The 26,081-nt window shown below is 61.8% G+C and carries 22 protein-coding genes, 1 tRNA gene and 1 pseudogene; 8 read left to right on the forward strand and 16 right to left on the reverse strand.

What is annotated here, in order from left to right; all coding sequences use genetic code 11:
* Positions 1-146 precede the first annotated feature (146 nt).
* A complete protein-coding gene (locus V5E97_RS19655; RefSeq protein ID WP_406700979.1) occupies positions 147-638 on the reverse strand; it encodes a cupin domain-containing protein in 492 nt (163 codons plus the stop codon).
* Positions 639-894: 256 nt separating this feature from the next.
* Between V5E97_RS19655 and V5E97_RS19660 the strand changes: the two genes are divergently transcribed.
* On the forward strand, positions 895-2,391 hold the full coding sequence (locus V5E97_RS19660; RefSeq protein WP_406700980.1) for a class I adenylate-forming enzyme family protein: 1,497 nt from the start codon (positions 895-897) through the stop codon (positions 2,389-2,391).
* Between the two features lie 56 nt (positions 2,392-2,447).
* Here the strand turns inward: V5E97_RS19660 and V5E97_RS19665 are convergent, their stop codons facing one another.
* The 4 genes from V5E97_RS19665 to V5E97_RS19680 form a co-directional block, all read right to left on the reverse strand.
* Positions 2,448-4,820, reverse strand: coding sequence for a helicase-associated domain-containing protein (locus V5E97_RS19665; protein WP_406700981.1), 2,373 nt, complete (start codon positions 4,818-4,820; stop codon positions 2,448-2,450).
* A 13-nt stretch (positions 4,821-4,833) separates the two neighbouring features.
* Positions 4,834-5,058: a hypothetical protein gene (locus V5E97_RS19670; protein ID WP_015249511.1), complete on the reverse strand. Its 225-nt coding sequence runs from the start codon at positions 5,056-5,058 to the stop codon at positions 4,834-4,836.
* A 125-nt stretch (positions 5,059-5,183) separates the two neighbouring features.
* Positions 5,184-6,896, reverse strand: coding sequence for a DNA repair helicase XPB (locus V5E97_RS19675; protein WP_406700982.1), 1,713 nt, complete (start codon positions 6,894-6,896; stop codon positions 5,184-5,186).
* Positions 6,897-7,105: 209 nt separating this feature from the next.
* Entirely contained in the window at positions 7,106-7,972 is an 867-nt protein-coding gene (locus V5E97_RS19680) for a serine/threonine protein kinase (RefSeq protein ID WP_406700983.1), read from the reverse strand.
* 307 nt (positions 7,973-8,279) lie between these two features.
* On the opposite strand from V5E97_RS19680, the gene V5E97_RS19685 reads away from it, so the two are divergent.
* Complete coding sequence (locus tag V5E97_RS19685) at positions 8,280-8,774, forward strand: flavin reductase family protein (protein ID WP_406700984.1); 495 nt, start codon at positions 8,280-8,282, stop codon at positions 8,772-8,774.
* 49 nt (positions 8,775-8,823) lie between these two features.
* Here the strand turns inward: V5E97_RS19685 and V5E97_RS19690 are convergent, their stop codons facing one another.
* The gene (locus V5E97_RS19690; protein WP_406700985.1) at positions 8,824-9,408 is read right to left on the reverse strand and encodes an FKBP-type peptidyl-prolyl cis-trans isomerase; all 585 of its coding nucleotides are present in this window, start codon (positions 9,406-9,408) and stop codon (positions 8,824-8,826) included.
* Between the two features lie 101 nt (positions 9,409-9,509).
* On the reverse strand, positions 9,510-10,286 hold the full coding sequence (gene surE, locus V5E97_RS19695) for a 5'/3'-nucleotidase SurE (protein ID WP_406700986.1): 777 nt from the start codon (positions 10,284-10,286) through the stop codon (positions 9,510-9,512).
* Positions 10,287-10,419: 133 nt separating this feature from the next.
* On the opposite strand from surE, the gene V5E97_RS19700 reads away from it, so the two are divergent.
* From V5E97_RS19700 to V5E97_RS19710, 3 genes and pseudogenes are all read left to right on the forward strand, one after another.
* Positions 10,420-10,492, forward strand: a tRNA-Ala gene (locus tag V5E97_RS19700).
* A 199-nt stretch (positions 10,493-10,691) separates the two neighbouring features.
* A pseudogene (locus V5E97_RS19705) lies at positions 10,692-10,751 on the forward strand (type II toxin-antitoxin system Phd/YefM family antitoxin); the annotation flags it as partial.
* A gap of 33 nt (positions 10,752-10,784) precedes the next feature.
* Positions 10,785-10,937 carry a hypothetical protein gene (locus tag V5E97_RS19710; RefSeq protein WP_406701320.1) on the forward strand — a complete coding sequence of 51 codons (153 nt, stop codon included), beginning with the start codon at positions 10,785-10,787 and terminating at the stop codon, positions 10,935-10,937.
* A gap of 78 nt (positions 10,938-11,015) precedes the next feature.
* Here the strand turns inward: V5E97_RS19710 and V5E97_RS19715 are convergent, their stop codons facing one another.
* From V5E97_RS19715 to V5E97_RS19725, 3 genes are all read right to left on the reverse strand, one after another.
* Complete coding sequence (locus tag V5E97_RS19715) at positions 11,016-11,699, reverse strand: DedA family protein (RefSeq protein ID WP_406700987.1); 684 nt, start codon at positions 11,697-11,699, stop codon at positions 11,016-11,018.
* A gap of 162 nt (positions 11,700-11,861) precedes the next feature.
* Positions 11,862-12,296, reverse strand: coding sequence for an ExbD/TolR family protein (locus V5E97_RS19720; RefSeq protein WP_406700988.1), 435 nt, complete (start codon positions 12,294-12,296; stop codon positions 11,862-11,864).
* A 90-nt stretch (positions 12,297-12,386) separates the two neighbouring features.
* Entirely contained in the window at positions 12,387-13,286 is a 900-nt protein-coding gene (locus V5E97_RS19725) for a MotA/TolQ/ExbB proton channel family protein (RefSeq protein WP_406700989.1), read from the reverse strand.
* A 341-nt stretch (positions 13,287-13,627) separates the two neighbouring features.
* On the opposite strand from V5E97_RS19725, the gene V5E97_RS19730 reads away from it, so the two are divergent.
* Positions 13,628-15,247, forward strand: coding sequence for an adenylate/guanylate cyclase domain-containing protein (locus V5E97_RS19730; protein WP_406700990.1), 1,620 nt, complete (start codon positions 13,628-13,630; stop codon positions 15,245-15,247).
* A 54-nt stretch (positions 15,248-15,301) separates the two neighbouring features.
* Here the strand turns inward: V5E97_RS19730 and V5E97_RS19735 are convergent, their stop codons facing one another.
* The 6 genes from V5E97_RS19735 to V5E97_RS19760 all read right to left on the reverse strand — a co-directional run bounded on the left by V5E97_RS19735 (position 15,302) and on the right by V5E97_RS19760 (position 23,798).
* Positions 15,302-16,825, reverse strand: a complete 1,524-nt coding sequence (locus V5E97_RS19735) for a thioredoxin domain-containing protein (RefSeq protein WP_406700991.1) — start codon at positions 16,823-16,825, stop codon at positions 15,302-15,304.
* 813 nt (positions 16,826-17,638) lie between these two features.
* The gene (locus V5E97_RS19740) at positions 17,639-18,124 is read right to left on the reverse strand and encodes a hypothetical protein (RefSeq protein WP_406700992.1); all 486 of its coding nucleotides are present in this window, start codon (positions 18,122-18,124) and stop codon (positions 17,639-17,641) included.
* Positions 18,121-19,557, reverse strand: coding sequence for a YcjF family protein (locus tag V5E97_RS19745; RefSeq protein ID WP_406700993.1), 1,437 nt, complete (start codon positions 19,555-19,557; stop codon positions 18,121-18,123). Before V5E97_RS19745 ends, V5E97_RS19740 begins: the two co-directional genes overlap by 4 nt.
* A 3-nt stretch (positions 19,558-19,560) precedes the next feature.
* On the reverse strand, positions 19,561-20,928 hold the full coding sequence (locus V5E97_RS19750) for an amidase (protein WP_406700994.1): 1,368 nt from the start codon (positions 20,926-20,928) through the stop codon (positions 19,561-19,563).
* 312 nt (positions 20,929-21,240) lie between these two features.
* Positions 21,241-22,785, reverse strand: coding sequence for a YcjF family protein (locus tag V5E97_RS19755; RefSeq protein ID WP_406700995.1), 1,545 nt, complete (start codon positions 22,783-22,785; stop codon positions 21,241-21,243).
* A 254-nt stretch (positions 22,786-23,039) separates the two neighbouring features.
* On the reverse strand, positions 23,040-23,798 hold the full coding sequence (locus tag V5E97_RS19760; protein ID WP_406700996.1) for a hypothetical protein: 759 nt from the start codon (positions 23,796-23,798) through the stop codon (positions 23,040-23,042).
* Positions 23,799-24,361: 563 nt separating this feature from the next.
* Between V5E97_RS19760 and V5E97_RS19765 the strand changes: the two genes are divergently transcribed.
* A complete protein-coding gene (locus tag V5E97_RS19765; protein ID WP_406700997.1) occupies positions 24,362-24,808 on the forward strand; it encodes a hypothetical protein in 447 nt (148 codons plus the stop codon).
* A gap of 221 nt (positions 24,809-25,029) precedes the next feature.
* A complete protein-coding gene (locus tag V5E97_RS19770; protein WP_406700998.1) occupies positions 25,030-25,950 on the forward strand; it encodes a polysaccharide biosynthesis/export family protein in 921 nt (306 codons plus the stop codon).
* Positions 25,951-26,081 lie beyond the last annotated feature (131 nt).

Below are 26,081 nucleotides of genomic sequence, written 5' to 3' on the forward strand. Positions count from 1 at the left end.
TGTGGGCGGCCCGCCCAGGTGATTCCCAACTGGCGGGCCGCCCGTCCCACGCGTTGTAAGTCGGTTACAGGAACAGTCGCCCGTGCGCCCTGGTCAAGAAGGAACTTGCTCCAAGTCCTTCCTGACCTGTTCCTCTGGACCAGACTTCACTTTGCGTCTTTGCTTGCCCATTTGATGAAGTAGAATACCAGAGGCGACTTTCCGGTGTTGATAATGCCATGCGAGTCATTCGGCGTGGTGAACATAACTGAACCTGGCCCGACTTTCGTCGTCTTACCATCACAGAAAATTTCGCCCTGACCGCTCTCGATGACCATCACTTCTTCCTCGACGTGAGCGTGAGGCGCGTGCGGCGTCTGACCCGGGTCGAGAACGAACCGGCCAGTCACAAACTTCGAGCTCTTGGGAGTATCGCCTTCGAGGTAGACCCCAACTTGGCCGACGGGCTTTCCTTCGTAGCTGAACGGGCTCATTTTGACCTGATCGAGCGGCACCGTCTGCGAGCGGGCGGCAGCCTTCGACTGGGCGAAGACGTACTCTCGCGAAGCCCAGCCCAGTATCACCGCAAGTAGTACGGCGGAAAACGCGATCGTTTCCGGACGGCACTTGGAGCGTTGGTTCGTCGACACGGTGTTCATCCTCGGTAAGTTCCAGTGAGAGAGTCTTGGCGACTGGGGCTCGACCTGCGCTGCTCGCGCTCGCAATCGAGTCCAGCCGCCGAACTGTCCGGCATCCTAATCGAATCTCCAGGCCGCCGTAAGATCCCGGAGCTCAAAGCGTCAGAGACCTGGCGCAACCGCTTCCCCCAATCGCAAACGCGAGATCCACCGGCGGCGGGCGCAGTCTGGTCCTCGTCCCTCGTGCGGTCTTCGAGATCAGGGTAAGGAAAGAACCATGAACGTCGCCAATCTCCTCACCGAAGCCGCTCACGAGCGTCCCGAACATCCCGCTTTTCTGTTCGAAGGACGGGCCGTCACGTATCAGGAACTCGAGCGCCTGACCAATCAGTTCGCCAACTTTCTCGGTCAACGAGGGGTCCGCCAGAGCGATGTGATCGCGATTTTCCTCGAAAGCGGCCCCGAGTTGATCATCGCTTACGTGGGCGCCCTGAAAGCAGGAGTCGTTCCCAATGTGGTCAACGCCTCCCTCAAACCCGAGGAGGTTCGACTCGTTGTTTCCGACTCCAGGGCCCTCCTCTTACTGACCGACCCCACGCGCTGGCAATCGTTGGAGGCCGTCCGTGACGGGATGGGCACAGAGCACACCCTGCTGACGGGTGACGTCGCCGAGGACGCCGAACTCCCAACACTCGACGCGGCTCTGGCAGAAGCGTCAAGCCACTTTGAGGCTCTCGATCTGGCGCCGGAGGCGCTGGCGAGCCTGCTCTATACCTCAGGGACGACCGGGTTTGCCAAAGGAGTCATGCTCTCACACCGCAACATCATCGACAACGCCATAAACTTCGCGCAAGTTCATTACACGGCCGACGACCGGCTCCTGATCGCGGCCCCCCTGTTCCACAGTTGGGGCTTGATCAATGGTCTCCTGAGCAGCTTTGTCGTCAGAGCGACCGCGATCGTCCCCCGACGCTACCGCACCGAACCCACGCTCGACCTCATCGAGGAGACCCGTCCCACGATCATGCTCGGTGTTCCGACGATGATCAACTATATGAGTAAATCTCCGAGTTCTTCACGGCGTGATCTGGGCAGCCTTCGCCTCATCCTCTGTGCCGCGGCGCCGATGCCTCTGGAATTAATCGAGAGTATGAAACGGCTCTGGAATGTCGGCTACGCCGAGTCCTACGGCCTGACCGAGACCAGCCCGGTCATTACGACTACCCCTCACACCGAGATGCGGCCCGGCTCGTGCGGCCGAGCGATGGGCGACACGGTTCTCAAGGTCGTCGACGCCGAGGGGCAGCCGGTCCCGCCGGGCTCCGTGGGTGAACTTTGGGCCCGAGGGACGGCAATCGCGGCGGGCTATTTCGGAAAACCAGAGATCACGGCCGAAGTCTTCACCACCGACGGCTGGTTCAAGACCGGCGACATCGTCAAAATCGACGAAGACGGGTACGTCTTCATCGTCGATCGCGTGAAGGACATGATCAACGTCGGTGGCGAGAAAGTCTATCCGCGCGACGTCGAGGAGGTCCTGCACCGCCACCCTGCCGTCGCCGATGCCGTGGTGGTAGGTGTCCCTGACCCAAACCTCGGCGAAGTCGTCAAGGCTTATGTCGCCCTGAAGCCCGACCACACCTGGACCCCCGAAGGAGTCGTGGACTACCTGAGGCCGGAAGTGGCGTCGTTCAAGCTTCCCCGTTCGGTCGAGTTCGTCGCCGAGGTTCCCCGAAGCGTTTCCGGAAAAGCGCTGCGACGACTCCTAAGATAATCCAAGCGATGAGATCAACGTGGGAGTGGGGCCACCCGAACCGACTCCCACGTGCCTCATTTTCGCTTGGGCGAACGGGGGATCACCCCCGCCGGACGACTTGTGATCTCAGGTTCTTTCGCGGTCGAAGGATCGGCGATCGCGAGGCCAAGTTGGTCGAGTGCGATCCGGAATGCCTCGAGCTCCTCGTCGGGGACAACCACGGAGGTCGGCCCGAGTCGTTCGCCCAGGTGGCTGCGCGTGCTCGGATGCTGCACCAAGCCGTCGATGAGGTCGGCCGAAGGGGCGTGGAGCACGAGGGGACGACTGGTATTGAGCGCGGGGACCCGCGACTGATTCGCCAGGAGGAGCAATCGGACGGCGGGGGGAATATCGGCGTCGGTCCGGCGGGCGAACCAGTGTGACAAGGTGGACGACGTCATCCCGTTGGCTGTGCCGCGCGCAATCGAGGCGGGTGAAATCACGAAGCGGCGACGCGGGTTGCCGGGAGTTCCGGTGGCCGGATCCAGGGGCAACTCATCGGCGAACCGGACGAGCTCCGCGTCGACAAGGAGGTCGGAACGACTCAGGTCGAGCGAGAGTGTCACGCCATCGGCTTCGACTTCGAGGCAGGCCTCGGGCGACCGGCGATAGTCGCGAGCGCCAGCGAGCCGGAGCCGTTGGAAGGGAATCGACGAGTCGTCTTCCACAAGCAAAAGGCGGTCTGAGATCGCGATCGGCGCCGCCCCTACCGACTCGGGCCACTGGGCCATCGCCTTTTCGAGGTCTTCCCTCGTCGCAAACTCAACCAGCGTTGCCGACCCATAGTAGGTGATCCGATCGCGGCGCCCCGCCCAGGTGCGTACGGCCTCGGAAACACCGGCGGGCAAGGCCCGCTGACTATGCCGCGCCAGGCGATCGAGCATCTCGGGAGGGTTCAGCCCCCCTTCAAGCCCTCGATAGACCGATTCGGGAGTCAACTTGAGTTCCAGGGCGGCTCCGACTTGGGACCAGAGGGCGAATCGGCTGAACTGGCCGATCAACGACGGGGTCAGCCCTTGTCGATACGCGATGATCTCAAAGTTGGGTTGAACGTAGAGGAAGTGCTCGAACGTGGGACGGGGCGGTGGTGGCGGACCGATCGCGAGAATGTACCGTCCGAGCGCGGAGAGCTGGACAATCGCCCGGCCATCCGACCCATCCACGGCGGCTCTGACGAGGCCGAGCTGATAGGCGGCCCCAAGCAGCAGTGATTCAAGAACCGCAGGTTCCGGTCCTGTTCCTTCGTTTCGGCTCTCTCGCGCGGGGCGTGCGGATTTGGCGGCGCGGAGGGCCTTGGCACGCGCAGCGGGATTCGCCGCGGGCTCTTCCAGAAAGCCGGCTCGATCCCAGTCGGGCAGCAACTCACGAAGCTGGGCATCGAAGTCGTCGAGCGCGACCCATTCGTCTTCGGCAAGGGTGGCGAGCCAGAGCAAGACGACGGGGCGGAGGAACGGCAGCGCCAGTTCCACCGTGCTCCCTTCCTGCTGCATCCCCCCCTGCTCGTGCCACGTCCGAAGCGCGAGCCATCGGGTGGCAATCATCTGCGGCAGGTGGATTGCATTCTCGGCCCAGAACCCAGGTGGGGCCGCCACAACGCGATCGCTGTTCTCTTCGTCGACGAGAAGACTGACGGCACGAGACAGGGCCAACCAGAATGCCGCCATGTCGGGAAGCGGTTCCAAAGCATCGGCGATCGGGCCGGCGAGCACGGGATCGTCTTCGAGTCGATCGCGGTCTCGCTTGTAGAGCGTCCCGTGTTGGGTGCGACGCAACGGGCCTTCGGCCACGCGCTGCCAGACGGCGGCCAACCGCAAGATGGCCTCGAGTCCGTCGGTCTCGCGAATCCTGGAAACCGTCCCTGTATGGGGAGGGAGGCTCCTCTCGGGAAGGACCGTCCTTGATGCGCCCAGCACCGAGGGATGAGCCAGGAAGCGGGCTCCGCCCACCTGACCACGTTCGATCAGACGCGCGAGGTCATTGGTGAAATTGCCTTCCGCCAGTTCGATCGCCAGTAGGCCCAGCTCGAGCAATCGATGGACCGTCGGGGTTGGCTCGATCCCCAGGCACATAAGCGCATGGAAGAGGCCGTTGAAGGACCACGACGTGGTCTCGGTGAGCATGAACAGGCTGGTCGCCAGCCGCGGGCCGAGTTCGAGCGGAGCAAGAATCCGCTCCGCGAACCGCGGTTCCGCCAGGCGCTCGGTGATGATCCCAGCCAGCGCACGAGGCTTCGTCCCCGGGTCGGCCAGGCCCAACGCTCGGTGAATTTCAAAGAGCCGGAGCCCCTCGTAGCGCTCGAGCGCGCGGAGGTAGGCGGTTAACGGAGGGGTAACGACCACGGGCACCGTCGCGGCACCCTCTGAGGTCGTCGATTCGTTTTCTTCCCAATCCGGAGCATCATCGGCCATCGTCGCGTCACCCTCAGCGAACGACTCGAGGGGTATGCCCCATCCGCCGCAGCTCCTCGATAATGCCCTCTTCCTCTTCAGAGTGGACCAGCAGGACGGTCTCGGAGAGCCGTCCCGCGACCATGCGAGCCAGCGTTTTCCGCGCCAGCAACTCCTCTGCGAGGACCGGTTCCGCAGTGCGGATCAGGGCCACGTGCTTATGGAGCTTGACTGGAATTCGCGCGGACGGGGCAGGCATCGCTGGCACTCCCAAAGGTAATTCGACTCAGGCTCGTCGGGCTTTCTACGAAAAATAGGCCATCCGGAGCCGGCAGACCGTTCCCAAGGCAGGCCCCCTGACCTGGGAGGGGCGGACGGGCGGCACTACGAGTTCGAAGCCGTCGACGCACGGGCCACGATATCGGATTCGTCGAGGATCTCGTAGCTATACCCCTGTTCGGTGAGGAACAACTGCCGATGATGGGCAAAATCCATCTCTCGCGTGTCGCGGGTCACCAGGGAATAGAAACTGGCAGGAACTTCCCCTTCTTTGGGGCGAAGGATCCGACCCAGTCGCTGCGCTTCCTCCTGGCGACTCCCGAACGTGCCCGAAACCTGAATCATCACATTGGCATCGGGCAGGTCGATCGCGAAGTTACCGACTTTCGAAAGCACAAGCCGACGGATGTCGCCACGACGGAACCGACCATACAGGTCTTCCCGTTCGTTGTTCGACGTTTGCCCGGTGATCAAGGGCACGTCAAACCGCGCGGCGATTCGGCGCAGTTGCTTGAGATACTGGCCGATCACCAGGACGCGATCCTCGGGCCCATCGTGCTCGTCGAGCAGCAAGGCAACCAAATCATCTTTGGACGGATTCTCGCTCGCCAGGCGAAACTTATCGCGCCATTCGGCCACCGCGTACTCCATGCGGGCATCGCCAGGCAGACCGAGCCGTACTTCATGGCACTGGGCTTCCGCGATCCACCCCTTGGACTCGAGCACCCGCCACGGCACGTCGAACTTCTTGGGACCGATGAGACTGAAGACGTCTTCTTCGCGGTGATCCTCGCGGACCAGCGTCGCGGTCAGACCAAGACGGCGACGCGCCTGGATATCGGCCGTGACCCGGAAGACCGGGGCGGGAAGCAGGTGGACCTCGTCATAGATGATCAGGCCCCAGTCCCGCTGATTGAACAGGGAGAAATGCGGGAAGTCGCCATCCTTCCTGGGCCGATAGGTGACGATCTGGTACGTGGCCAGAGTGACGGGCGCGATCGCTTTCGAGTCGCCGGTGTAGGTGGCCACCATCGAGTCGTCGAGATCGGTCTTGTCGAGGATCTCGCGCTTCCACTGCTCGACGGCCGTGGTGCTGGTGGTCAGGACCAGCGTGTTCTTCTTGAGAGCGGCGAGAGCCGTGAGGCCCACGATCGTCTTGCCTGCACCGCAAGGCAAGACAATGACCCCCGACCCGCCGCGTGCGTCGCCTCCCGCGTGAAAGGCATCAACCGCCCCCCGCTGGTAGTCGCGTACCTTGAATGGGAGACCGTTTCGGCCGATCTCGCGCAGCTCGACGGCAAGGTCGGCCCCCTCGGCGTAGCCAGCCAAGTCCTCGGCCGGGTAACCGACTCCAATCAAGGCCTGCTTCAGCATCCCCCGAAACGCATCATCGATCACGAAGCTCGTCGCGTCGATCCGCTCGCCCAGGTAGTCGCGAACCCCTTTTTGCCGGGCCAACTCCTCAAGCAACGCTTGGTCCGCCGTGACCATGCGAAGCGCACCGTCGATCCGCCGGAGCGTCACTCGTCCGTAACGGCTCACCAGTTCCCGAAGATCAGTCCCGAGGTTCGGCGGCAAAGGGAACTTGCTGTAAATCCCCAGCGCTTCGATCATCGCGTCGGCGGTCATACCGGCGGCCGCGGCGTTCCAGAGCGAGAGGGAAGTCAAGCGATACGTATGAATGTGCTCGGGACTCTTCTCCAGCTCCGCGAACGGCGCGATCGCATCGCGGGCCTCGGCGTGCAACGGGTTGTCAACTTCCAAGAGGACCGTGCGGTCTCCCTGCACGATCAGCGGGTTGGAGGGATTGTACTGCATGGGCTCCTTGCCAGGCGAAAACGAGCAGGACGAAGTGGCGGTAGCCCCCGCCGAACCCAGTTCATGGTAGACGCGCCTGAGCGAACTGACAAGGTCGGCTTAACAACAGGATCGCGTCCCGACCCACAGACGTGTCACGAAATCAGAGACCGACGACGCGGCAAGGGGACCAACCACCCATCAAGAACTCGCCGAATCGCCGAGTCCGCCTAAAACTCCTCGTCTTCGGCACCTTTCAGGTCGACTTCCTGAAGTCCGAGGTATTTGGCGACGGCCGCCAACTGGTGCTTGATTTCAAACATACCGGCGGGCCGACGTTCGGGGCTGATCTCCAAGCAGGCCATGATCGTCTCGTTCAGCGTGCCCGGGATCTTGGGGTTAATCTGAATCGGTGAGGCGATTTTCCGGCTTCCCGATTCCCCAGGCTTGGGCAGTCCCTGCTGAACGAACCGGCCCGTGAACATGCGGTACATCGTCGCGCCCAGGTTGTAAATATCCGTCCGTTCATCGACTACCCGCTCAGCCACTTGCTCCGGCGCGATGAACTGGGGGGTTCCCTGGATCCGGTTCTTCTCCTCGCCCTTGATCCAAGCGGTGCCAAAATCGATCAGTTTGACTTGTCCGGTCTTGGAAAGCATGATGTTGGACGGTTTCAGATCGCCATGGTAGACCCCACGGCGATGCATGTGGGCGAGCGCGGAAACCACCTGGTTGAAGACCAGGATGAGTTGATCCATCGCCGGCGCTTCCAGTTCGTCGAGCGTTTTGCCGTCGACGTATTCCATCAGAAGCTCGACACCGGAAAGTCGGAACCAAGAGCGTTTGGTCCGGATGTCGTAGATCTTGGCGATCGCGGGATGATTAAGCTTCTGAGCCACCGCGAATTCAACGCGAGCCTGAGAGATATAGACGTCGTCGTCGGCGTCCTGACGCTTCACGACCTTGAGGGCGTAACGCTTGCCTCCCGCCGTCTTGTCGCTTATCAAGAGAATCGTGCTACCCGCCCCATTGCCCAGTGGGCTAACGACCCGATACTTCATCTCGCTCAGCTTCGGCTTGCTCGACACGTCTGCCATGCGTTTCCTCGATCGTCGAGGCGGATTGCCCGCCCGAGGGAATGGGATATCGTGGACCTAGGGTCGGGTTGGAAAAGCGTTGGCGCGGTCGCCTCGGTGTCCGTTGCGGGGCGAATCGAGGTTAGCGCGGAATCAATAACGTCGCGCGGACGTGTGGTCTCAACGAACTTAGCTCAAGACTGCGACCGGGGCAATCCCTCGGGATCACTCCCCCTTTTTTCGGATCCAAAGTACCTCGTCGCTTCCTGAGGATTCCCCACGTTTGGGGACCCTTCCGGCGCGACTCAACGCCAAGAGATCTATCACTATGGCGGATCATCTTCGTTCCGAAGGGACTGGTTTGAGCCAAGCGCTGGGCCGAATCGCCAGCGGGCTCTACATTCTCACCGTCCGCCACGGAACCCAGTCGACGGGGATGCTTGCCAGTTGGGTCCAGCAAGCAGGCTTTGAGCCACCTATGCTGACCGTCGCAGTCAAACGTGACCGCTTTGTCGCCGACTGGATCGAAGCGAGCGGCCGATTCACCCTGAATCAGCTTGCCAAGGGAAGCAAGGGGCTGATCCGGCATTTCGGCCGCGGCTTCGACCCTGACGCCAACGCATTCGAAGGTCTTGCGCTTCGCGACGACGCGCAAGGCGGTCCAGTCCTGGCCTCTGCGATGGCCTACCTTGATGTCGAGCTCGCCGGTCAGGTTAGCGGAGAAGACCATCGCGTCTTCCTCGGCCGAATTATTGCCGGCGGCTTGCTCGACCTCGAGGCCGAACCCTTGGTCCACGTTCGGGCCAACGGGTTGCACTACTGATCTTGAGAAACCGGAAGTCGGGTCGACGCCCATCGTGACGGTGGGCCGATCATTTGATGCCGAGCAACTCGACGTCGAAAATCAGGGTCGAGTTCGGTGGAATCGAACCCTTATCCTGGCTTCCATAGGCTGCGCTGGCGGGAATCGTTAGCTTGCGCCGCTCACCCACTTTCATCCCGGGAATCCCCTCGTCCCAACCGCGGATCACCTCCTCACGTCCGAGGGTAAAGCTGAACGGCTCGCCGCGGTCCCTTGAACTGTCAAACTTATTGCCGTTCTCCAGAGTACCCGTGTAGTGAACCGAGACCGTCTGACCCGATTTGGCCTCGGGCCCGGTCCCTTCCGTGAGGGTTTCGTATGTCACGCCGGCGGACGTCGTCTTGGTTTCTCCCTTGACCGTCGGCAGGGCGGCTGCGGCCGTGGCCGCCTTTGGTTTCGCTTCGGGCTTCGCAGTGGAACGAGAGGGGGCCACCTGCTCTCCCAACGCTTCCGCGGGCTTCTCCTTTTCCGAGTCCGGCAACTTACGAAGGGGATCGGTGCCCGGAGGAGCCGAAGAGACGATCGCCGCTGGCGGCTCGCAACCACAGGCGGCCAGGCAGACGATCCCCAGAGTGAACCAACGCCAAGTCAACATCGACACGCCTCCACGCCGGAATCGGCGCCGTTTTCTCTGAATAAGAATGAGTGATGATCCGCGCACCCGCTCGACCGGGCTGCATTACTCTCTATTGGTCATTATGACCCCTCGCCGCCATCGAACACCAGTCCATGGCCAGACTCCTCGTGAGGTGCCCCATCCAACCGGATCAAAGTGACCGAGATCCGGCCGCCGAAGCAGACGTCGACGTCACTCGACGGGCGGCGTGCACGCGTCTGATAATCACCCGAGTAGGTGGCGACATTCCCCGTGACCTGATACCGAAGCGGTAACGGCGACGGATCGAGCGGACAAAAGACGATCGCAGGGTCCGGTCCCCCGGGCTCGGGGTGCGGGAGGTTGACGTTCCAATACGTTCCCGGCTCCCACCGCCTCTTGAGGAGCACCCGAAGCACCTGCGCAGTCCAGCGCGAAGCCCGAGGCCAATCCAGCGGACGGCCTCGAGCGATGTATTGGGAAATGGCGATCCCGGGCAAGCCGTTAATCACCCCTTCGCGGACCGCGGCCACGGTACCCGAATGATAGACGTCGGCGCCCAGGTTCCCCCCCGAGTTGATCCCCGAGAGAAACCAGGTGACGTCCGAAGCCAAGTGGTGGAGCGCCAGCCGGACGCAATCGGCGGGCGTTCCGTCGACGATCTGCTCCCCGGCAGGCCCAACGCGAACCGCGATCGGCTCGTGGGTGGTGACCCGGTGCCCACAGCCGGAGTAAGGTCCGCTCGGGGCGACGACACGGCACGCCCCCAACGGCAATGCCGCCTCGCGAAGCGCTACGAGCCCGGGCGCATCCCAGCCGTCATCGTTAGTAAGGACAAAATTTGGGGTCGTCTCGTTGCGCATTGCCCGCCTTTTCATGTCAGTTCCAAGGAAAGAGACCAAAACCGAGACATTGTCGTACCAGATTGTTGACAGGGGCCCCATGCCCTGGTAAATTAACCTCCGTCAGTGCGAGACACCGACAAGAAAAGAAAGAAAAAGAAAGAAAAGCGGGGGATTAGCTCAGTTGGGAGAGCGCTTGCATGGCATGCAAGAGGTCAGGGGTTCAAGTCCCCTATCCTCCACTCGCTTCGGCAGGTTTTTCTTAAACCTGCCGTTTTTTCTTGGTTCGTGTCGGCTCTTCGATCATCACGATCGATTTCCTCCGCAATCGCGGGGTTAGATACGGGCCTCACGTGGGCAAACGCCCCTTCCCGGGTGGAGGCCGCGATTCATGGTAGACAAATTACCCGATTCGCCGGTACGCATTATCGGCAGTAGGAATTGCACCAGAACCTTCCCGGTATACTTCGCGAACTCGAGAATGAAACCGTAAGGTATGTGCTTACCGTTCATGGTAAGCCGCGAGCGGTTCTCGTGGGTGCCGAACCTTACTTGAATATGGTTCTGGATGGTAAGAGCCCGAGCGAGGCCTTGGTCGGCCTGCAACTCAGTGCTCTCCTCGGTGGGAATCTCAATTCCATGCCGCTCGACGACTTGGAGCGGGCCCTCGAACAGAAGTCGAAGTAAGTCTTTCCTTCGGACCATTCCGATCGAGGGTTCGCCCTATTCCTCTCTACTTCGCCCCCAGCGGCGTAACAACTCAATTCAACTCAACTCATCCGAACCTTCCCGCCCGCTCTTATCCCGGCGCAGTTTATTTCGAGCCACCTCGATCACCGCGGGGAGAATCGAGATCACGATGATCGCCGCGATCACGAGCTTGAAATTCTTCTGAACCACTTCGCGGCCGCCGAACCACCAACCGCTCACCAGGAACGAGAGCACCCAGAACACGGCGCCGGTGACGTTGAAGATCGCGAATTTCGCATAGTTCATTCGCCCAATGCCGGCGACGAATGGGGCGAACGTCCGGACGATTGGCACGAAACGCGCCAGGATAATCGTCTTGCCGCCATACTGCTCATAGAAGTGCTGCGCCTCGACGAGATGCTTCTTGTTGAGCAGTCTGGAATTTTCGCGAGAAAAGACTTTCGGGCCGACGTAATACCCCACCGCATAATTGACGGCGTCCCCGAGAATCGCGGCCACGATCAAAAGGCCGGCCGTTAAAGGCAGGCTGATCGGCGAGTTGGAATTGGCCGCCACCGCCCCGACAGCGAAGAGCAACGAATCGCCGGGCAGAAAGGGAGTCGCCACCAAGCCCGTCTCGGCGAAGACGATCAGGAAGAGAACGACATAAAGCCAGTGCCCAATGACCTGAGCCAACTCATTCATTGTGTCGGGACTGAGGTGTAAAAGCGTGTGAATCACTTGCTGCAGAAAATCCATTCGGGCGTCTCTCGAAGGACGAAGGGCACGGGGTGAATCCCCATGGTTTGAGCCAGAATCAGACGGGCGCAGGCGTGGACGTCGTCGTGTTTAATGCGTCCACAACCGCATGGCGGCGTGACGTCCGGCGACTTTGCGTGATGGCATCCAGCGCCCGCGATCTCAGTTCGTTGGGATGTCTTCCCCACGAGGTCGAACAGGGAGCCGCACATTATGAATTCCGGCGCCGTCGCAAACGGAGAGGACGTCGGCCAGATCCTGGTAGTTCAAAGTGGCGTCGCCACGAATCACGACCCCTTGATCCTCATAGTTTTCGCGGGATTGCTGGAGAATCTTGGCCAAGGTCGGCAGGTCGTGAGTGGTGTCGCCCACGGCGACGAATCCGGGACGGACGATGGTCAGCATGAGGTCGTCGGGCGCGGCCGTGAGCGGGCTGGCATCGGAAACTTGCGGCACACTGACGACGAACTCATTCTCGTCCCAGTCGTACAGCCGCGTGGCCGCTATGAAAAAGATGAGCAAGCAGAGCACGACATCCACCATGGGCGTCATGTTGACATGGGGCAACTCGTCGGCCTGAAGGCGGTCCGAGAGCATCGGGGGCGTGCCTCCGCGTGTCGATTAGAATCGGGTTCGATCGGACGAGAATTCCGTGCGTTCGCGCGGCTCACGGCTCAATCCCTGAAATCAATGAGCACGCGACTCGTGACGCGACAGGTCGCCGCCGGGCGGTGTGAGCGGGGCGCGCCGATCGGTGGCTGGCCGGAGTGACTCGGCACAGACCAGGTCGATCACCTTACGCGCATTGTCGTCGAGTTCGCGAACCAGCAAGTCGACCCGATTGAGTAGATAGTAATACGCCGTGATCGAGACGATCGCGATCGCCAGACCGAGCGCCGTGGCCACCAGCGCGAGGCTGATGCCCTGAGCCAAGGCCTCCCCTTTTGCGGGTCCGACCCGGCCCCCGAGGGCATCAAACGACTGGATCATGCCGACGACCGTCCCGAGCAAGCCGAGCAACGGGGCGAGCGTGGCCGTGCCATTGAGCACCCGCACGTTTCGCTTCAGGTCCGAAACCTCCCCCGCGGCGTCGAAGCCGAGAGCTTGGCGGATCGTCGCCGCGGGCTGACCCCACGAATTGATGACCATCGCGAAAACACGAGCCACCGCGCTATCATTCGCCCGACATAGTTCGGCAGCGCGGTCGCGGTCGAGCTTGCCACCAGAGAGCCGCTCGAGGAAGCGATTGACGAAGTCACGAGGAATCACGCGTTCGCGACGAAGCGCCACCATTCGTTCCAGCGTGAACCCAAGGGTGACGATCGAGCAGAGCCCGAGGAGCCAGAGCATTGGGTTGGAACGCGAGAAAAAGCCGAGCATGCTTCCTCGGCCAATCCCCGAAGTCTTCGAGGCGGCCGCGGACTTCGCCTTGGCTTGCGGGACCTCTGCCTTGGGCGTCGTCGGCTCGGGGACGCTCGATTCCACGCGGACGGTCGGCTGCGGCTGGCCCTGCGATCCTGACGGGAGCAAACCGCCAAGCATCATTACGAGAAGCACCAGGAGAGCGAGGCGGCGAACGCGGGCCATCAACGATATCCTCCATGGAGCCGCCGGCGGAATGCGAGGCCAACGTCGTTCGCTCACGGAGCGATTGAGTTGGCGCGCGGCGGCATCTCGACCGCCACCACGCTTGAAGCGACAATTGTAGCGACCCTGACTAACCTGTCAATTGAAGCGGACAGCTCAGCTCCGGGGGTCTCACGCGATTTCTCCGCCGGCAACCGCTGCCGGCTTTGATTTTGCACCCGGCGTCAATCCGATTCGTCTCGAGGTTTCCAGTGCCAAAGCCAATCTTATCGCCGGACATCCGCCGACCGATGACTCAGGAAAATCCAGGACCTAGTCGAGGGGAGCGTTTGATCGATGCGATGGACAAGCCCCTGCTCGCCCTGGCCATCCTCACCATCATCGTCTATCTCTTCGACCTACTGAGAGGTCTCGGAGAGTGGCGGACGGCCTGGCTCGGCATGTCCCTGCTCATTGACAGCGTCTTCGTCGGCGACCTGCTGCTGAAGCTCCGGGTCTACGGCATGTCCTACGTCCAGACTCCCTGGTTCCTGATCGACCTCATCAGTTGTCTGCCCTTGATCGATGCGATCGCCACCGGCGTGAAACCAATCCGAGCCGTTCGGTTCGTTCGCGGGTTCCGAATTCTCCGGATCCTGCGTGGTTTGCGAATCCTCCGGGCCCTCCGCTCGATCCCGGCCTTCGATCAGTTCGTCAAGGACTCCTCGGCGAGCAAAAAAGAAAAATCCGTTCATCACTCGATGAATATCGGCCTGATCGGAATGACCGTCACGGTTTTAGTTTTCATCGTATTGTCCCGCAAGCAAATGGAGAACGACTTCATCAGCCGGATCGATTCCGAGGTGAAAGGAAACGTGAGCCCGGCCACCTTGAAAGTACTCGGCGGAACGCTCGAGCGACCAGGGAAAGACGTTCAATTCTTCAGCCGGAAAATCCTGGTCGATGGTCAGCGCACGACGGCCTACTTCAATATGGAAGCCGTGGAAGAACGGTCCGATGAGGTCGAATTCTTCGTGATCCTCGGCATGATGACATCAATGTTATTTCTTATGTACATTATCGCTTACCATCAACTCGACGTCACGCAGACGCAACTCCGTGGACTCCTCAATCTGGCCCTCCCCAAACAAGTGTCCGAACGGTTTCTGGTCGAGCCACAATCGTATACGCAGAAGAGCCGGATGCCGGCGACGATCCTCTTCATGGATTTCGCCGGGTTCACTAAGACGTGCGAGGGCCTGGCGCATGACCCCGACCGCCTCTCGGCCCACCTGGAGGCGGCCATGGATCGCCTGGTCAGCGAACTCGTCAAGTACGACATGATCATCGACAAGTTCATCGGCGATGCGGTCATGAGCTTTCGGGGCGGACCGCTCGTGAGTGGCAATCCGGCCGATCATGCGTACCGCTCGGTCCGCGCCGCCCTGGCGAGCACCCGCGCGCTGGCTGAGCTCAGCGATCCTTATTTCCACCGCGTGAAAATCGGCGGAGCGTCCGGTAACGATTGCCTGATTGGCGCCTTTGGCACGAGCGCCCGGCTCTCGTATACGATCCTGGGGGACGCCGTGAACCTGGCGGCTCGGCTCGAGCCGGCGAGCGACCAGTGCGGGACGAAGAACCTGTTCTGCGAACACACCCAACGGCTCTGCGCCGACCAACCCGACATTTGCTGGCGCCGGTGGGGCCGAATCCGAGTCGCCGGCAAGTCCGTTCCCGTGAACGTTTATGAAGCGTTCGACACCGAGGAGGGGGAGGAGCTGAGCTTCCTCAATACGTTCCATCGTGCGCTCGATGCATTCGAGCGAAACGACTTCGATCTAGCTCGAGATCTCTTCTTGCTGACCGATTCGCAAAGGCCTGGCGGAGACGAGCCAAGTCGGCTCTATCTCCCCAGGTGTGAACGACTCATGCTCGGCGGGCCCCCCGCCGGCTGGGAGCCCGTCCTGAATATTTACAAATAGGCAGAAGAAGGTTCGACGCCGACAGGATCGGCGTCTCCGGCGGAGCTGACGCGATCAACGACTGGCCGCGTCAGAGAGCATCGGTACGGTGGCGGACCGAACGGCCTGCCATTTCCCTTTGATCCGCGATTCCGAGGAATTCCTGGTCTCGGGGACGAAGGCCGTGACCGGATCGGACGACGTGTCCTGGAACGTGTCGTTGTTCACGTCGGGAGCCATTTTGAGGTCGGTGCTCTCTGTCGAGTCGAGGACCTCGACCTGTCGTCTGGCTCCTTGTCCGGGGATGGAACGCCAGGATTTCTTGGCCCCGCCTTTTTGGTTCTCGGTCTGGGCAACCACGGGGGCGCTGATGCCGAGCAGTTCGGGAGGGGGCATCATGACCTTACCCGAATCGTCGGGGTCAGGCGACTGTGCCCGAGCAATCGAGGGGGGGCGAGCACCCCGCCGGTTCGGTGGATTGGAAGCCAAAAGCGCCCCGCCTGGCTGCTTGGCGGGCATGTAGAGGGCCATCAGATTGTTTCGGTTGAGGATGTTGTAGATCGAGCGGGGCGTCGCATAGAAACCACGCTTCCCCTGAGGCTCGGCAAAGTCGCAAACCCCCGCGAGATAACCCTGCTCCGTATAAAGCCCCCCTCCCGAACGTCCTTGCTTTGGAGCATAATTGCACTCGATCGCTTCATAGACCGAGTTCTTGAACAGCGTCACCCCTGATTTGATGACAGTGGTGCTCCAGGCCGTCGCATCGTTTCCCTCGGAGCAGCCCACGGTAAACATTTTCATCTGAGGCCGTGCGCTCCACGACGGTGGAACGACTCTTGACGCCGGCAGCCGACGCCCCGGCCTGATCCGGATGAGGCCGACGTCGCGATCAAAGTCGTAGTCCATCGTCTCAGCCTTGACGGTCTCGACGTAGTGGACTCGCGGCTCCAGTTTGCTGTGGAGAACGCCGTCGAATAGGTCAACGGTCACCGGCAGGCGGAAGTTCGCGGGAGTCGTCGGCGCTCGCCCCTCGACTTTAAAGATATGGGCACAGGTCAGGATAATCGACTCTTCCGCGGTGCTGTGAATGATCGTGCCCGAGCCGAAGCCGATCGACCCATTTCCTTGGACCTTGATCCGGACGACCGTTTTCCAGGGTTCGGGGTTGTTGGAAAACGCCTGACTCCGCTCATCGGGATCAGCGGAAGCGCGATCCTGAGAGTCCTCGCGGACTTGTTCGACCTGCCGTCCCACGCCGTCGTCGCTGGGAGGAGTCGCCTGAGCTTTCGCCTTGAGGTAAAGCGAAGCCAGTTTTCCGGCCGGCTGCACCCCCTCGGTTCGGCTCAGTTCCCGTCCGTCGGCATCGATCACAAGGAATGTAGGGACCTTGGCGACTCGATACTTCGTGGCGAGTTCGGGAGATTTATCGATATCGATTTCTTTGACTGGATAGCCGTTATCGATCAATTGCTGGATGGCCGGCCGCATCTGCTGGCAGGGCGAGCACCAGGAGGCCTGGAAGTCAAGCAGGATCGGCGAGCGAGTCTCGTCGAGATTCGGCGTGGTGATGAGGGCGATCAGCAAGGCAGCGATGGTCATGCCGCACGGACTCCTTTCCGCCAAGATGGCCAAACGCCGGGCACCGGGGGGCGGGCCGGGTGAGACCGTTCAAGGTCGGTGTCTCGCGTCACGGAGCGAGGAGGGACACTCACCGATGTCGGAATCGTTCGATGCGAGAGGGAGGTACGACCCATCGGCGCGACTCGGGCCAAGCGCACGCTTGATGCCACGAGACGGCGACGCATCGCGTCCGCCGAAGCGGACCGACCAACCAATAGAAGATGATGTAGTGTGCGTGGGTGAGAGACGTGCCAGGGACTGACCCCGACCCTTCCTTGGGTGGACCTCGCGTCGAGGACCCCACGGAACGCCATCTTGGCGGACCGCGTCCCGACGGACAAATCCCGCGAGCTTCGCGGGTCATCCACCGGTGCCGTAGTTATCGCGACATCCCTGCGCTTTGTCAGCCCCCGGCCTCCGGCCAGGTCTGTTCCGAGAACGGAGGGGATCGCGTTCACCGCGGTTGGCCCCTTTTACTAGGAGTGGGCATGAAGTACCAGATCAGTTATCGATCTTTTTTCCCGCCGACTTTAGTATTCCCTCTGATTCTTTCCCAGGAGCAAAACTAGACATGTGATTTAGGGTGCGGGTGGAGCGATCACAACGGCTACGAGGAACCGGTGGACCTGAAACAGGATGAGTGTAAGGACGGGTGCAACGGTGAGAGCGATTTTGGAAGGCTGAGAGCCAGCCTTCCGGAAGATCATCAAATGGGGGTAAGCGCCCCATCCCCACTATCTTAATTTCCTGGGACCGCGGCCCCAGGGGAACGCAACCGAGGTGCAAACAGATTTAGTCAGGTTGTGCCATGCTCGTTGGAAAGTCGTCCGTGGTTGATGCGTCCTCATCGGTCAAGTCGGGCAACGGAATGAATTCACGACGCCCTCGAAGTAGCCCCACCGGACCGTCAAACCGCCAGGCACCTTGCTCGTGGACGAATTGGTAAACGGGACCGACACGGTTGGTCGGGCAAACCCAGATGTTCGCCCCTTGCCGCCAGGCCTGGAAATTCTTGTGAATGTTACGGGGGAGACCCACGATTCCCCCTTCATCCGCAGGCCTCATGAGGTGAGTCCGCAAATAGCGTTTTGAGCAGAGACGTCGCGCCCCCTCGACGTCTTGGCGATTGGCCGCGGTAAAAAGGGCGGTGTAGGTGGCCACGGCCTCGCGGACGGGGCGCGTCTGAATCGCCATCAAGGCCACCACTCCGCCCACGGCGATCGCGATGACCATTCCGAACACGACGATCTTCCAACGTGCCGCGACGGTTTCCATCATCCCATGACTCGCCGCTTCAGGTCGTCGCGGAGCCGGTCGATGACCGAGTCGGTCTTGGCTTCGGCCAGAATCTGGTGGATGACAGTCTTGATCCCGCGCGGGCCCCACTGGCACCCTTGCTTGAGGTATTGCTTCGCACCATGGCCAAGGACATAAGAGGTCGTGGAGGCGGTAGCACCTTGGGCCAGCCCGATGGCCCCGTAGCCGAGCGCGGTCAGCGGAGTCGCCAGGAAGCCGCTAAAGAGCGTTAGCCCGGCCAGTGAGGATTTGACGCCGCCGGCCACAAGCCTGGTGACGATTTCGACCGCTCCCAAAGCGCCGAGGGCGATCATCATGTCCTTGACCAGACTGGTCGCGGTTTTCCTGGTCAGGGGGATACCGTAGACCTTGCTCAAGGCGACGATCATCCCCACGTCGACCGCGAGCCCCCCTGCCATATCGGCGATCGGGATCGGGTTGAGCGCGACCGCCGCTCCCTTGGTCAGGGCAAAGTTCCAGATCAAGCGGTTCGCCGCGTCGTCACGGATCCGGAGCTTGTGCGCCACGATCTCTTCATGGAGATCGCCCGCGAGCAAGAGAGTATTGAGAGCGACGAGCGCTTTGCCCTCGCGTTCCAGGACGTCAAGGATCCGGAGCTTGAGCGGTTCGATCACCGGGGCGGGACGCTCCCACTGAACGGTCGACGTGCCGTCGGGGAGTTGGAGTTTCACCTTGAACGGATCGGGCCGGGCCGCGGTCATGACCACGTCTTCGGGGCGGATCAGGTTCCGGATCCGCTCATCTTTGATCTTGTCGTAGATTTGGTCGCGATCAGTCTCGGGGTAGCGGTCAATCTGGTTGAACACCAGGATGATCGGCTTCTGTGCCTGACGGAGCTGGGACAGGGCCTCAATCTCACAGCGTTGCATGTCGCTGGAGACGACGAACAGGATCAGGTCGGCGTGCCGCGCCACGTCCCTCGCAAGCGTTTCACGGACCTCGCCGCCCACCTCGTCGATTCCCGGCGTATCCACCAGGACGAGCCGAGCACCTTCGAGCCCGGGGTGCTCGGCCGTTGCCGAATGCTCCCAGCGCTGTGAGGTCCGGGCTACCGTCGTCCCGTGCGTAGTGCCGACTTTGAACACCTCATGCCCCAGCAAGGCATTGAGAACCGACGATTTTCCACGACTGACCATGCCGAAGGCCGCGATCTCGACCGTGTTTTCGTCGAGCTTCTGGCCGAGTTCACGGAGCTGACGCAACTCGTCGCCGAGTGCACGCTCCTCGGCGGGGGTCAGCTTCATCCCCTTCAGTGTTTCCTCAAGGCTCTCGCGCGCTTTCTCGACGATCTCGTCTTTCCGGCTGTCGTCAAGCTCTTCGAGGATCAAGGCGAGCTCCGGGTCTTCTTGAGGGAACGTAGCATCGTCGCCAGTGGGTGGATCGAGGGTCGACATCACTCAGTTCCCCCTTTGACGGAAAGCACGACGGACGACATCCTCGCACCACTGAGCCGTCTCGAACAGGTCGCATTCCCGAAGGAGACGTGGCTCGACGAGTTGCAACGCCAGTGGCATCCCGTCGGGCGAAAGGGCGATCGGAAATGAGAGGGTGGGCGATCCGGTGAAGCTCCAGGGCGCATTGAGCGCCGGGTCGCCGGTGGTCGTCGAATCGGGCGCGGGGGAGGTCGTCGCCGGTGTCACCAGCGCATCGAACCCATCGGCGCGTGTAAACAAGCTCGCGCGCAGTTCCTCCTGGTGCCGCCTCGCGTCGATGTACGTGGTCGCCGCGAGGGCGTTCCCCTCTTCGATCAAGGCCCGGATCATCGGATTGTAGGCATCAGGATCGCGGGCAAACCGACGGGCATGACCCGCTGCCCCTTCCGCCGCCATGATCACGCGATGTTCGCGGCTCACCTCTCCGAAATCGAAGAGATCCGGCAAATCGGTGACCTCCGCCCCGGCTTCGGCCAGTGCGTCGATCGTCCGCTCGAAGGCCGCGCGCACCACCGGATCGGCGCGATTCTCGAAGGCGCCGCGAAGTCGACCGAGCCGCGGAGGCCGGGAAAGCGGGGCAAACGTCTTGGCGAGAAGCGTCTCCACCTCCTCGCAGCTTGACAACGGAGGAGTCACGGCTTCTTCCAGGCGGAAGAACTCCATGAAGATCAGACCGAGGTCGCGCACGCTCCGCGCGATCGGACCAGGGTGATCGAGGTGGTAAGAGAAAGGTACGATCCCGTCCATCGGTCCGGTGAACGTGGGCTTGAGACCGGCGACCCCACAGAACGATGCCGGGCGGATAATCGAGCCCCCCGTCTGCGTGCCGAGCGCGCCTAAGCACATGCCACAGGCGACCGCAGCCGCCGAGCCACTCGACGAGCCCCCCGGCGTCCGTTCGAGGTTCCATGGGTTGCGCGTGACGGGCGGATCAATCCAGGCGAATTGGGTCGTCACCGTCTTCCCGAGAATTACCGCCCCCGCCGTCCGCAGGCTGGCGACGAGTCCGGCGTCGTTCGTGGCGAGCTTCCCTGACCAGGGACGGAAACCCGCCGCCGTGGGCATTCCAGCCACATCGATAATGTCTTTGACGCCGATCGGAATCCCGTGAAGCGCCCCCCGACATCGCCCGGCCTGCAACTCTTCGTCGAGGACCCGAGCCTGCTCCAGCGCGCCGACGCGATCCACTGTCACCCACGCCTTGATCCGCGGTTCCCATTCCGCGATCCGGTCAAGACACTGTTCGAGAACCTCGACGCACGACCGCCGCCCCGAGCGCAGCGCCCGGCCGACCCCCTCGATCGTCTCATGTTCGTTGGGAAATAATCCCATGGTTGCCGCGCTCGCCTTTCCGCCGTGGGGCTCAGCCTCTCTCAAAAAGGAGCCAAAATCCAGGGATCGCCACCCTCAACTCTGAGGAAACGGAGTTCCTCGCATCGAACTCCACCCTTTGCATTGAGAAGGCTCGGCAAACCCTGAAGACACTCAACCTCACCTTCGCGAATCGCCCAACATTTCCCACATAAAACCGATGACCACATCCCGATATTCGTGCAACGACGCGCCTCGTCTCGCATTGTCAGACCAAACACCGGCTCGTTGGTGACATCCCCTGGGACTCAGATTGCCCGAAGCGGACTCACACTACGAGTCTTTGCCCGCGGGTTGCTTCGCTCCTTTCGTTGCTCGATTCACAACGCGGTCGAGTGCCTGCTTGGCGAACTCCTGGAGAAACTCGGTGCGACTGTTGAGGTCGAATTGGCGGATCAATGCGGCCTGCATGCCGCCATCGCCCCACGACTGTCCCTTCGAAAAGTATTCGGCGAAGGCGTGCCCCGAGATATGCGACAGGTAGGCCATCGAGACCGCCTGCACGGCACCACCCGCCGCATAGCCGACCAGCGACGATTTGAACAGGCCCGCAATCAACGACGTCGAGGCCTCGACAAGCCCCAGCTTCAAGACCATCTGAACCATCTGCGAACCAATCATCTTGACGTGGGAGCTGGAGATCTCGACCCCGTAGACCGCGGCCAGTTCGGAGATCATCTGGAACTGGACCGCACCGGCGGCCATCAGGTCGAGGGCCGGGATCGGGTTGGCGAAGACCGCCCCCGCCGTGACCCACTGGAACTTGTCGATCACGGCCTGAGCGTTCTGGTCGCGTTCTCGACCGACCTGCGACTTGGCCTTCTGGCTGAGAAGGTGCGCCCTCAGTAGTAGGTTGCCCGCGCGAAGCGAATCACCCTCTCGGCCGAGGACCGCGGCGATTCGCTCCTGAAGGGGGGCGATATCCGGTTCCTCGATCTCGAGCACCGTCTGCACCGTGCCATCGGCGTTCTTGATCCTCACCGGAGTGGGTCGGGGCGACGCGGATATCGCCACGATGTCCTCAGCGGCGACGATTCCGGACAATCGGTCGCGCAGTTTGTCGAGAATGGCGTCTCGGTCGGCCTCCATGAGCCGGTCCTGCTTGTTCAGGGCCACGATCGATCGCTTGCCCTGTCGGGCGAGCGCCGTCATCGGCTCATACTCGGAACGGACCAGGTCGTGATCGACTACGAACAGGAGCAGATCGGCCCGCGCGGCCAGATCACGTGCTTCGGCCTCGCGAGCCGCTCCCCCTGCACCGATCTCGGAGAGGCCCGGGGTGTCCGTCAATGTGACCGTCCCCTCAACCCCTTCGACGGTGTGGGTGAAGACTTCACCCCGTCGAGTCGTCCCCATGACAGGCTCGGTCTTGCCGACGTGCTGACCGAGAAGCGCGTTGATGAGCGACGTTTTGCCCGCCGATCCGGTCCCGAAGACGACAACGTGGAAGGTCCGGCGTTGGCGATCGGAGCGGAGTTCGGAAAGTTCACCCTGGAGCCGTGCCTTGGCCAGATCGTCACGAACCTGGCTGATGACCCCTTCCGCTTTCTCGGCCTGAAGTTCGGCCGCGCGGACCACGTCTTCCGGCGCCTTCGCCGGAGGGGCCTCGGGACGGCCCAATTTCCAGCAGAGCCGGGCCGCGGACAGGCCCGCGATCGCCGCCAGCAGACCGGCGATTCCGAGGAAAACGAGCGCCAGCCCGGTCGAATGCTTCGCCAGTCGATCATGCATTTCACCGACCGACGTGAAAAGCCAGGCCGCCGCGCCCAGCGCGATCGCCGCCAACACGAGAGGAGCGAGCCAACGGGCCGTGCGCATGCGGTACGGATCCTTTGGGGTGTCAGCGAACCGAGGGAGGACGGTACGTCGATAGCGCTATTCGTCCTTGACCCCACTCTGATTGTGACATTTCGTTCGTGACTTTGCATGCCCTCTCACCGCGCCTGACCGGGGTGAGGCGGAAAACCAGGACTTCGCCACGGCGAAACGACCATCCGCGAAACGTCCCGGTCGGGAGCGTCTCGCGGATGGTTGGGATTCCAACAAAATTCAAACGAGGGGAACCGGTCAGATCAACGGCGGGTCCGATTCGCGCCACCGAAGAGGCTTCCCAGCAAGCTGGTGCGGCGAGGTGCCTGCCGCGGAGCGGGCTGTGAGAGGGACGAGGCGCCCGGGCCAATTGCGGGATTGGGCGGCGCAAGCGTTCCCTGGGCGTTGAACGAGGAGGCACGCGCCGCGGGGTCGGGCAGAGCGAGAAGGGGCGATTCGACCGGCCCCGCCCCAGCGGGCAGTTCGGTGGATTCGGTCGTCGGAGGCAGATCGGGCGACGGAGCGTTGGACGGCCGATCCGCCGGCGCGTCGGCGGGAGGAGGCAGCAAATCCAGAGGATTGTTGCCGGGACCCGCCGGAGGGGCCTGCCGCGGGGCGGGAGCGCCGTTCGGTGGATTCTCGTCGGTCTGGAACGGCCTGCGGACACCACCTTGAGGAAGCGGGGGCAAATCGGGGCCTTCCGGCGCCGCCGGTCCCTCGAGTTCATCCCCTTCCATCGGTTCTCGATCTCGGCCCGGCCCCCCGAAGTCATCCGGCGTCAACGGCATCGCCGGATCGCGCGGTCGCTTCTGGAAACTGGCCGCCGCATCGGGCGCCTCGGGCGACGGGCAACCCCAGCCCGCCGGAAACTTCCGCCAGCAGGTCGGGTGATAACCGAAATACTCGTGGCGGTACAAGCCGTAGACCGGATTCTCCTGGTTGCACGGAACCCGCTGGCGTTTGATCGGAGCAAGCGGGAACAATCCCCCCTGCTGCGCCTCGGCGAGCATCGGTGCACCCATAATCAACAAGAACGCCCACGCCGCTGGCGACCGTAGTCGCCTCCATGATTTTGTCAGCATCCTCGCCTCGCGGGTTGCGGTTTGCGCTCGGAATGCCACGAATCCATTTCGTTAAGCACTCCTCACTGCGGGACAGTCTCTCCTTCGATCGGACCGTTCTCACAAATCGCTGAAGAGAAAATAGAGAGTTTGCACAAACTCCGCATTTGACACAATTAACGAAAAATAGGCTTGTAGGGTTTATGCAGGTAACTTGCGAATCCTCGGCTCTTCCCAAAAGTGGCAAACGCCCGGGCCGGCCGGAAGACTCTCGGCGTACGACCTCTGACCGATTCGTCGGCCGCAGCCCCTCCGCCAATCGGGCACTCGTTTCAGCATCGCTTGAACGATTAATCACTTTTGGCTGTGATCCCAACGTAACTGAGAGGCGTTTCGAGGCGAAGTCAACAGAATTGGTTAAAGGATCAACCAGCGCGGCCAGGCTGGCCGATGGGATAGTCAGCATGGTCCGCGGGCGGAGCCTCGCGGCAGATTTGAGAATCAGTTCGCCGAGGAGGTGGATCATGGGGCATTTCGGGCAACGATTGGCGGTAGTGTCCATACTAGCACTGGGCTGCAGTGCAACGCCACGACTGGCGCAGGCCCAGGGAACCGGGGCCGGAGCCTCGCCTTATGCGGCGATGTATGCCAACCCCTACGCGAATCCTTACACCAACCCGTTTCTGAACCCCTACATGACCCAGCAACCGCTGCAGGGCAACGCGGCCGTCTATCTCTTCGCGGCCCAGCAACAGACCGGTGGAATTGGTTCCGGCAGGTTGAGTGGGTCACGGCCCGACCCTCGCCCCGCGAAGTCGGTTGCCCCCCCACCGGTTGCCGACGATCGGCGCATGACGGATCGACCGGGTGCGAGCGCGTCCCAGTTCTTTAATCGAGGCTATCAACCTGCGGTGGGAGCGGGTCGCTACTTCAATCGCGCGTCCCGATATAACCGCTCGAACGGTCGTTAACGGAGAAGAATGAATTTCCGCCTGAAGGTTGGTGTGTTCATTGCCGATCTTTAGTCATGTCAAGGTCGACGATGCAGGAACGCAAGTCGGCTACTCTCGAATCGATGTCGGGATGGCAACGGACCCTGGCCCGCGAATGCTGGGCTGCGATGGCAGGGTCGCGGCCGGCATGTTGTCGGTCGTCTTCAGCGGGTCCTGGGGCGATGGGAAGGGAGTCTCTTATGGGTCTCAATGCGATCGGACACCGACGAATCGGCTGGTTAATGGCGTTAGCCGTCCTTGCGTCGTGCGGCTGTCAGACGGTTAAAACACCGGAAGAAAAAATTGCAAGCAGCAATATTCCGGTGGAATTCACCAAGGTCTCCATGCCGGAGTACGTCGTGGAACCCCCCGACCTCCTGCTGGTCGAAGTCCTTGAAGCCCTCCCCGGACGACCGATCTCCGGCGAACGTCTGGTCAAGCCGGACGGCAAGATCTCCCTCGGCTTCTATGGCGAGGTCTACGTCGCCGGCCTGACGACGGTCGAGATCAAGGAAAAGATCGTCCTCCACCTTCGCCAGTACGTCTCCGACGACTATCTCGGTCTTTGGAGACTTGACCCGGGCGATCCCGAGGATCCTGATGACGACAAGCAGGTCCCCGTCGATCCCAAGGATTCGGATCGGGTCTTCGTCGATATCACGGCCTACAACAGCAAAGTCTACTACGTCCAGGGCGACGTCGCCGCGCCCGGTCGAATGCCGATCACGGGCAACGAGACTGTGCTCGACGCCATCAATTATGCGGGAGGTCTGATCGCGACCGCCGCTCCCCAAAATATCCGACTCGTCCGACCGGCCCCTCCAGGAGCCTGCTGCCAGCAAGTTCTTCCGGTCAACCTCGCCGCGATCGTCAGCGCGGGGGACCCGACGACCAACTATCAGCTCATGCCTGGCGACCGGCTCATGGTCTATCGCGACCCGATCGTCCGTGCCACGATCTTCATCGACCGAATTGCCGCACCGTTCCAGACGGTCGTGAACTCGGTCCTCCAGTACAGCTTCGCAGCCCGATCGGTCAAGACGATCAATGCCCCGCTCTTCGCGGGTTCCACGACAACCAACTCAGGTGCACCGGCCGCGGCCCAACCTGGTGCTCGCTGATCGCAACCTAAGCTCATCGCCCCGAACATCGAACTCCCGAGAGCCGGAGTCCTTCCCGAATGGGGAGGGCTTCGGCTCTTGGCGGTTCCTTGCGGATCGTCGCGATGGCCCGTAAACTTGCTCTGCTCGTG

It is taken from the genome of Singulisphaera photorubra (genome assembly GCF_045290345.1).
In the GTDB taxonomy this organism is placed as follows: Bacteria; Planctomycetota; Planctomycetia; order Isosphaerales; family Isosphaeraceae; genus Singulisphaera.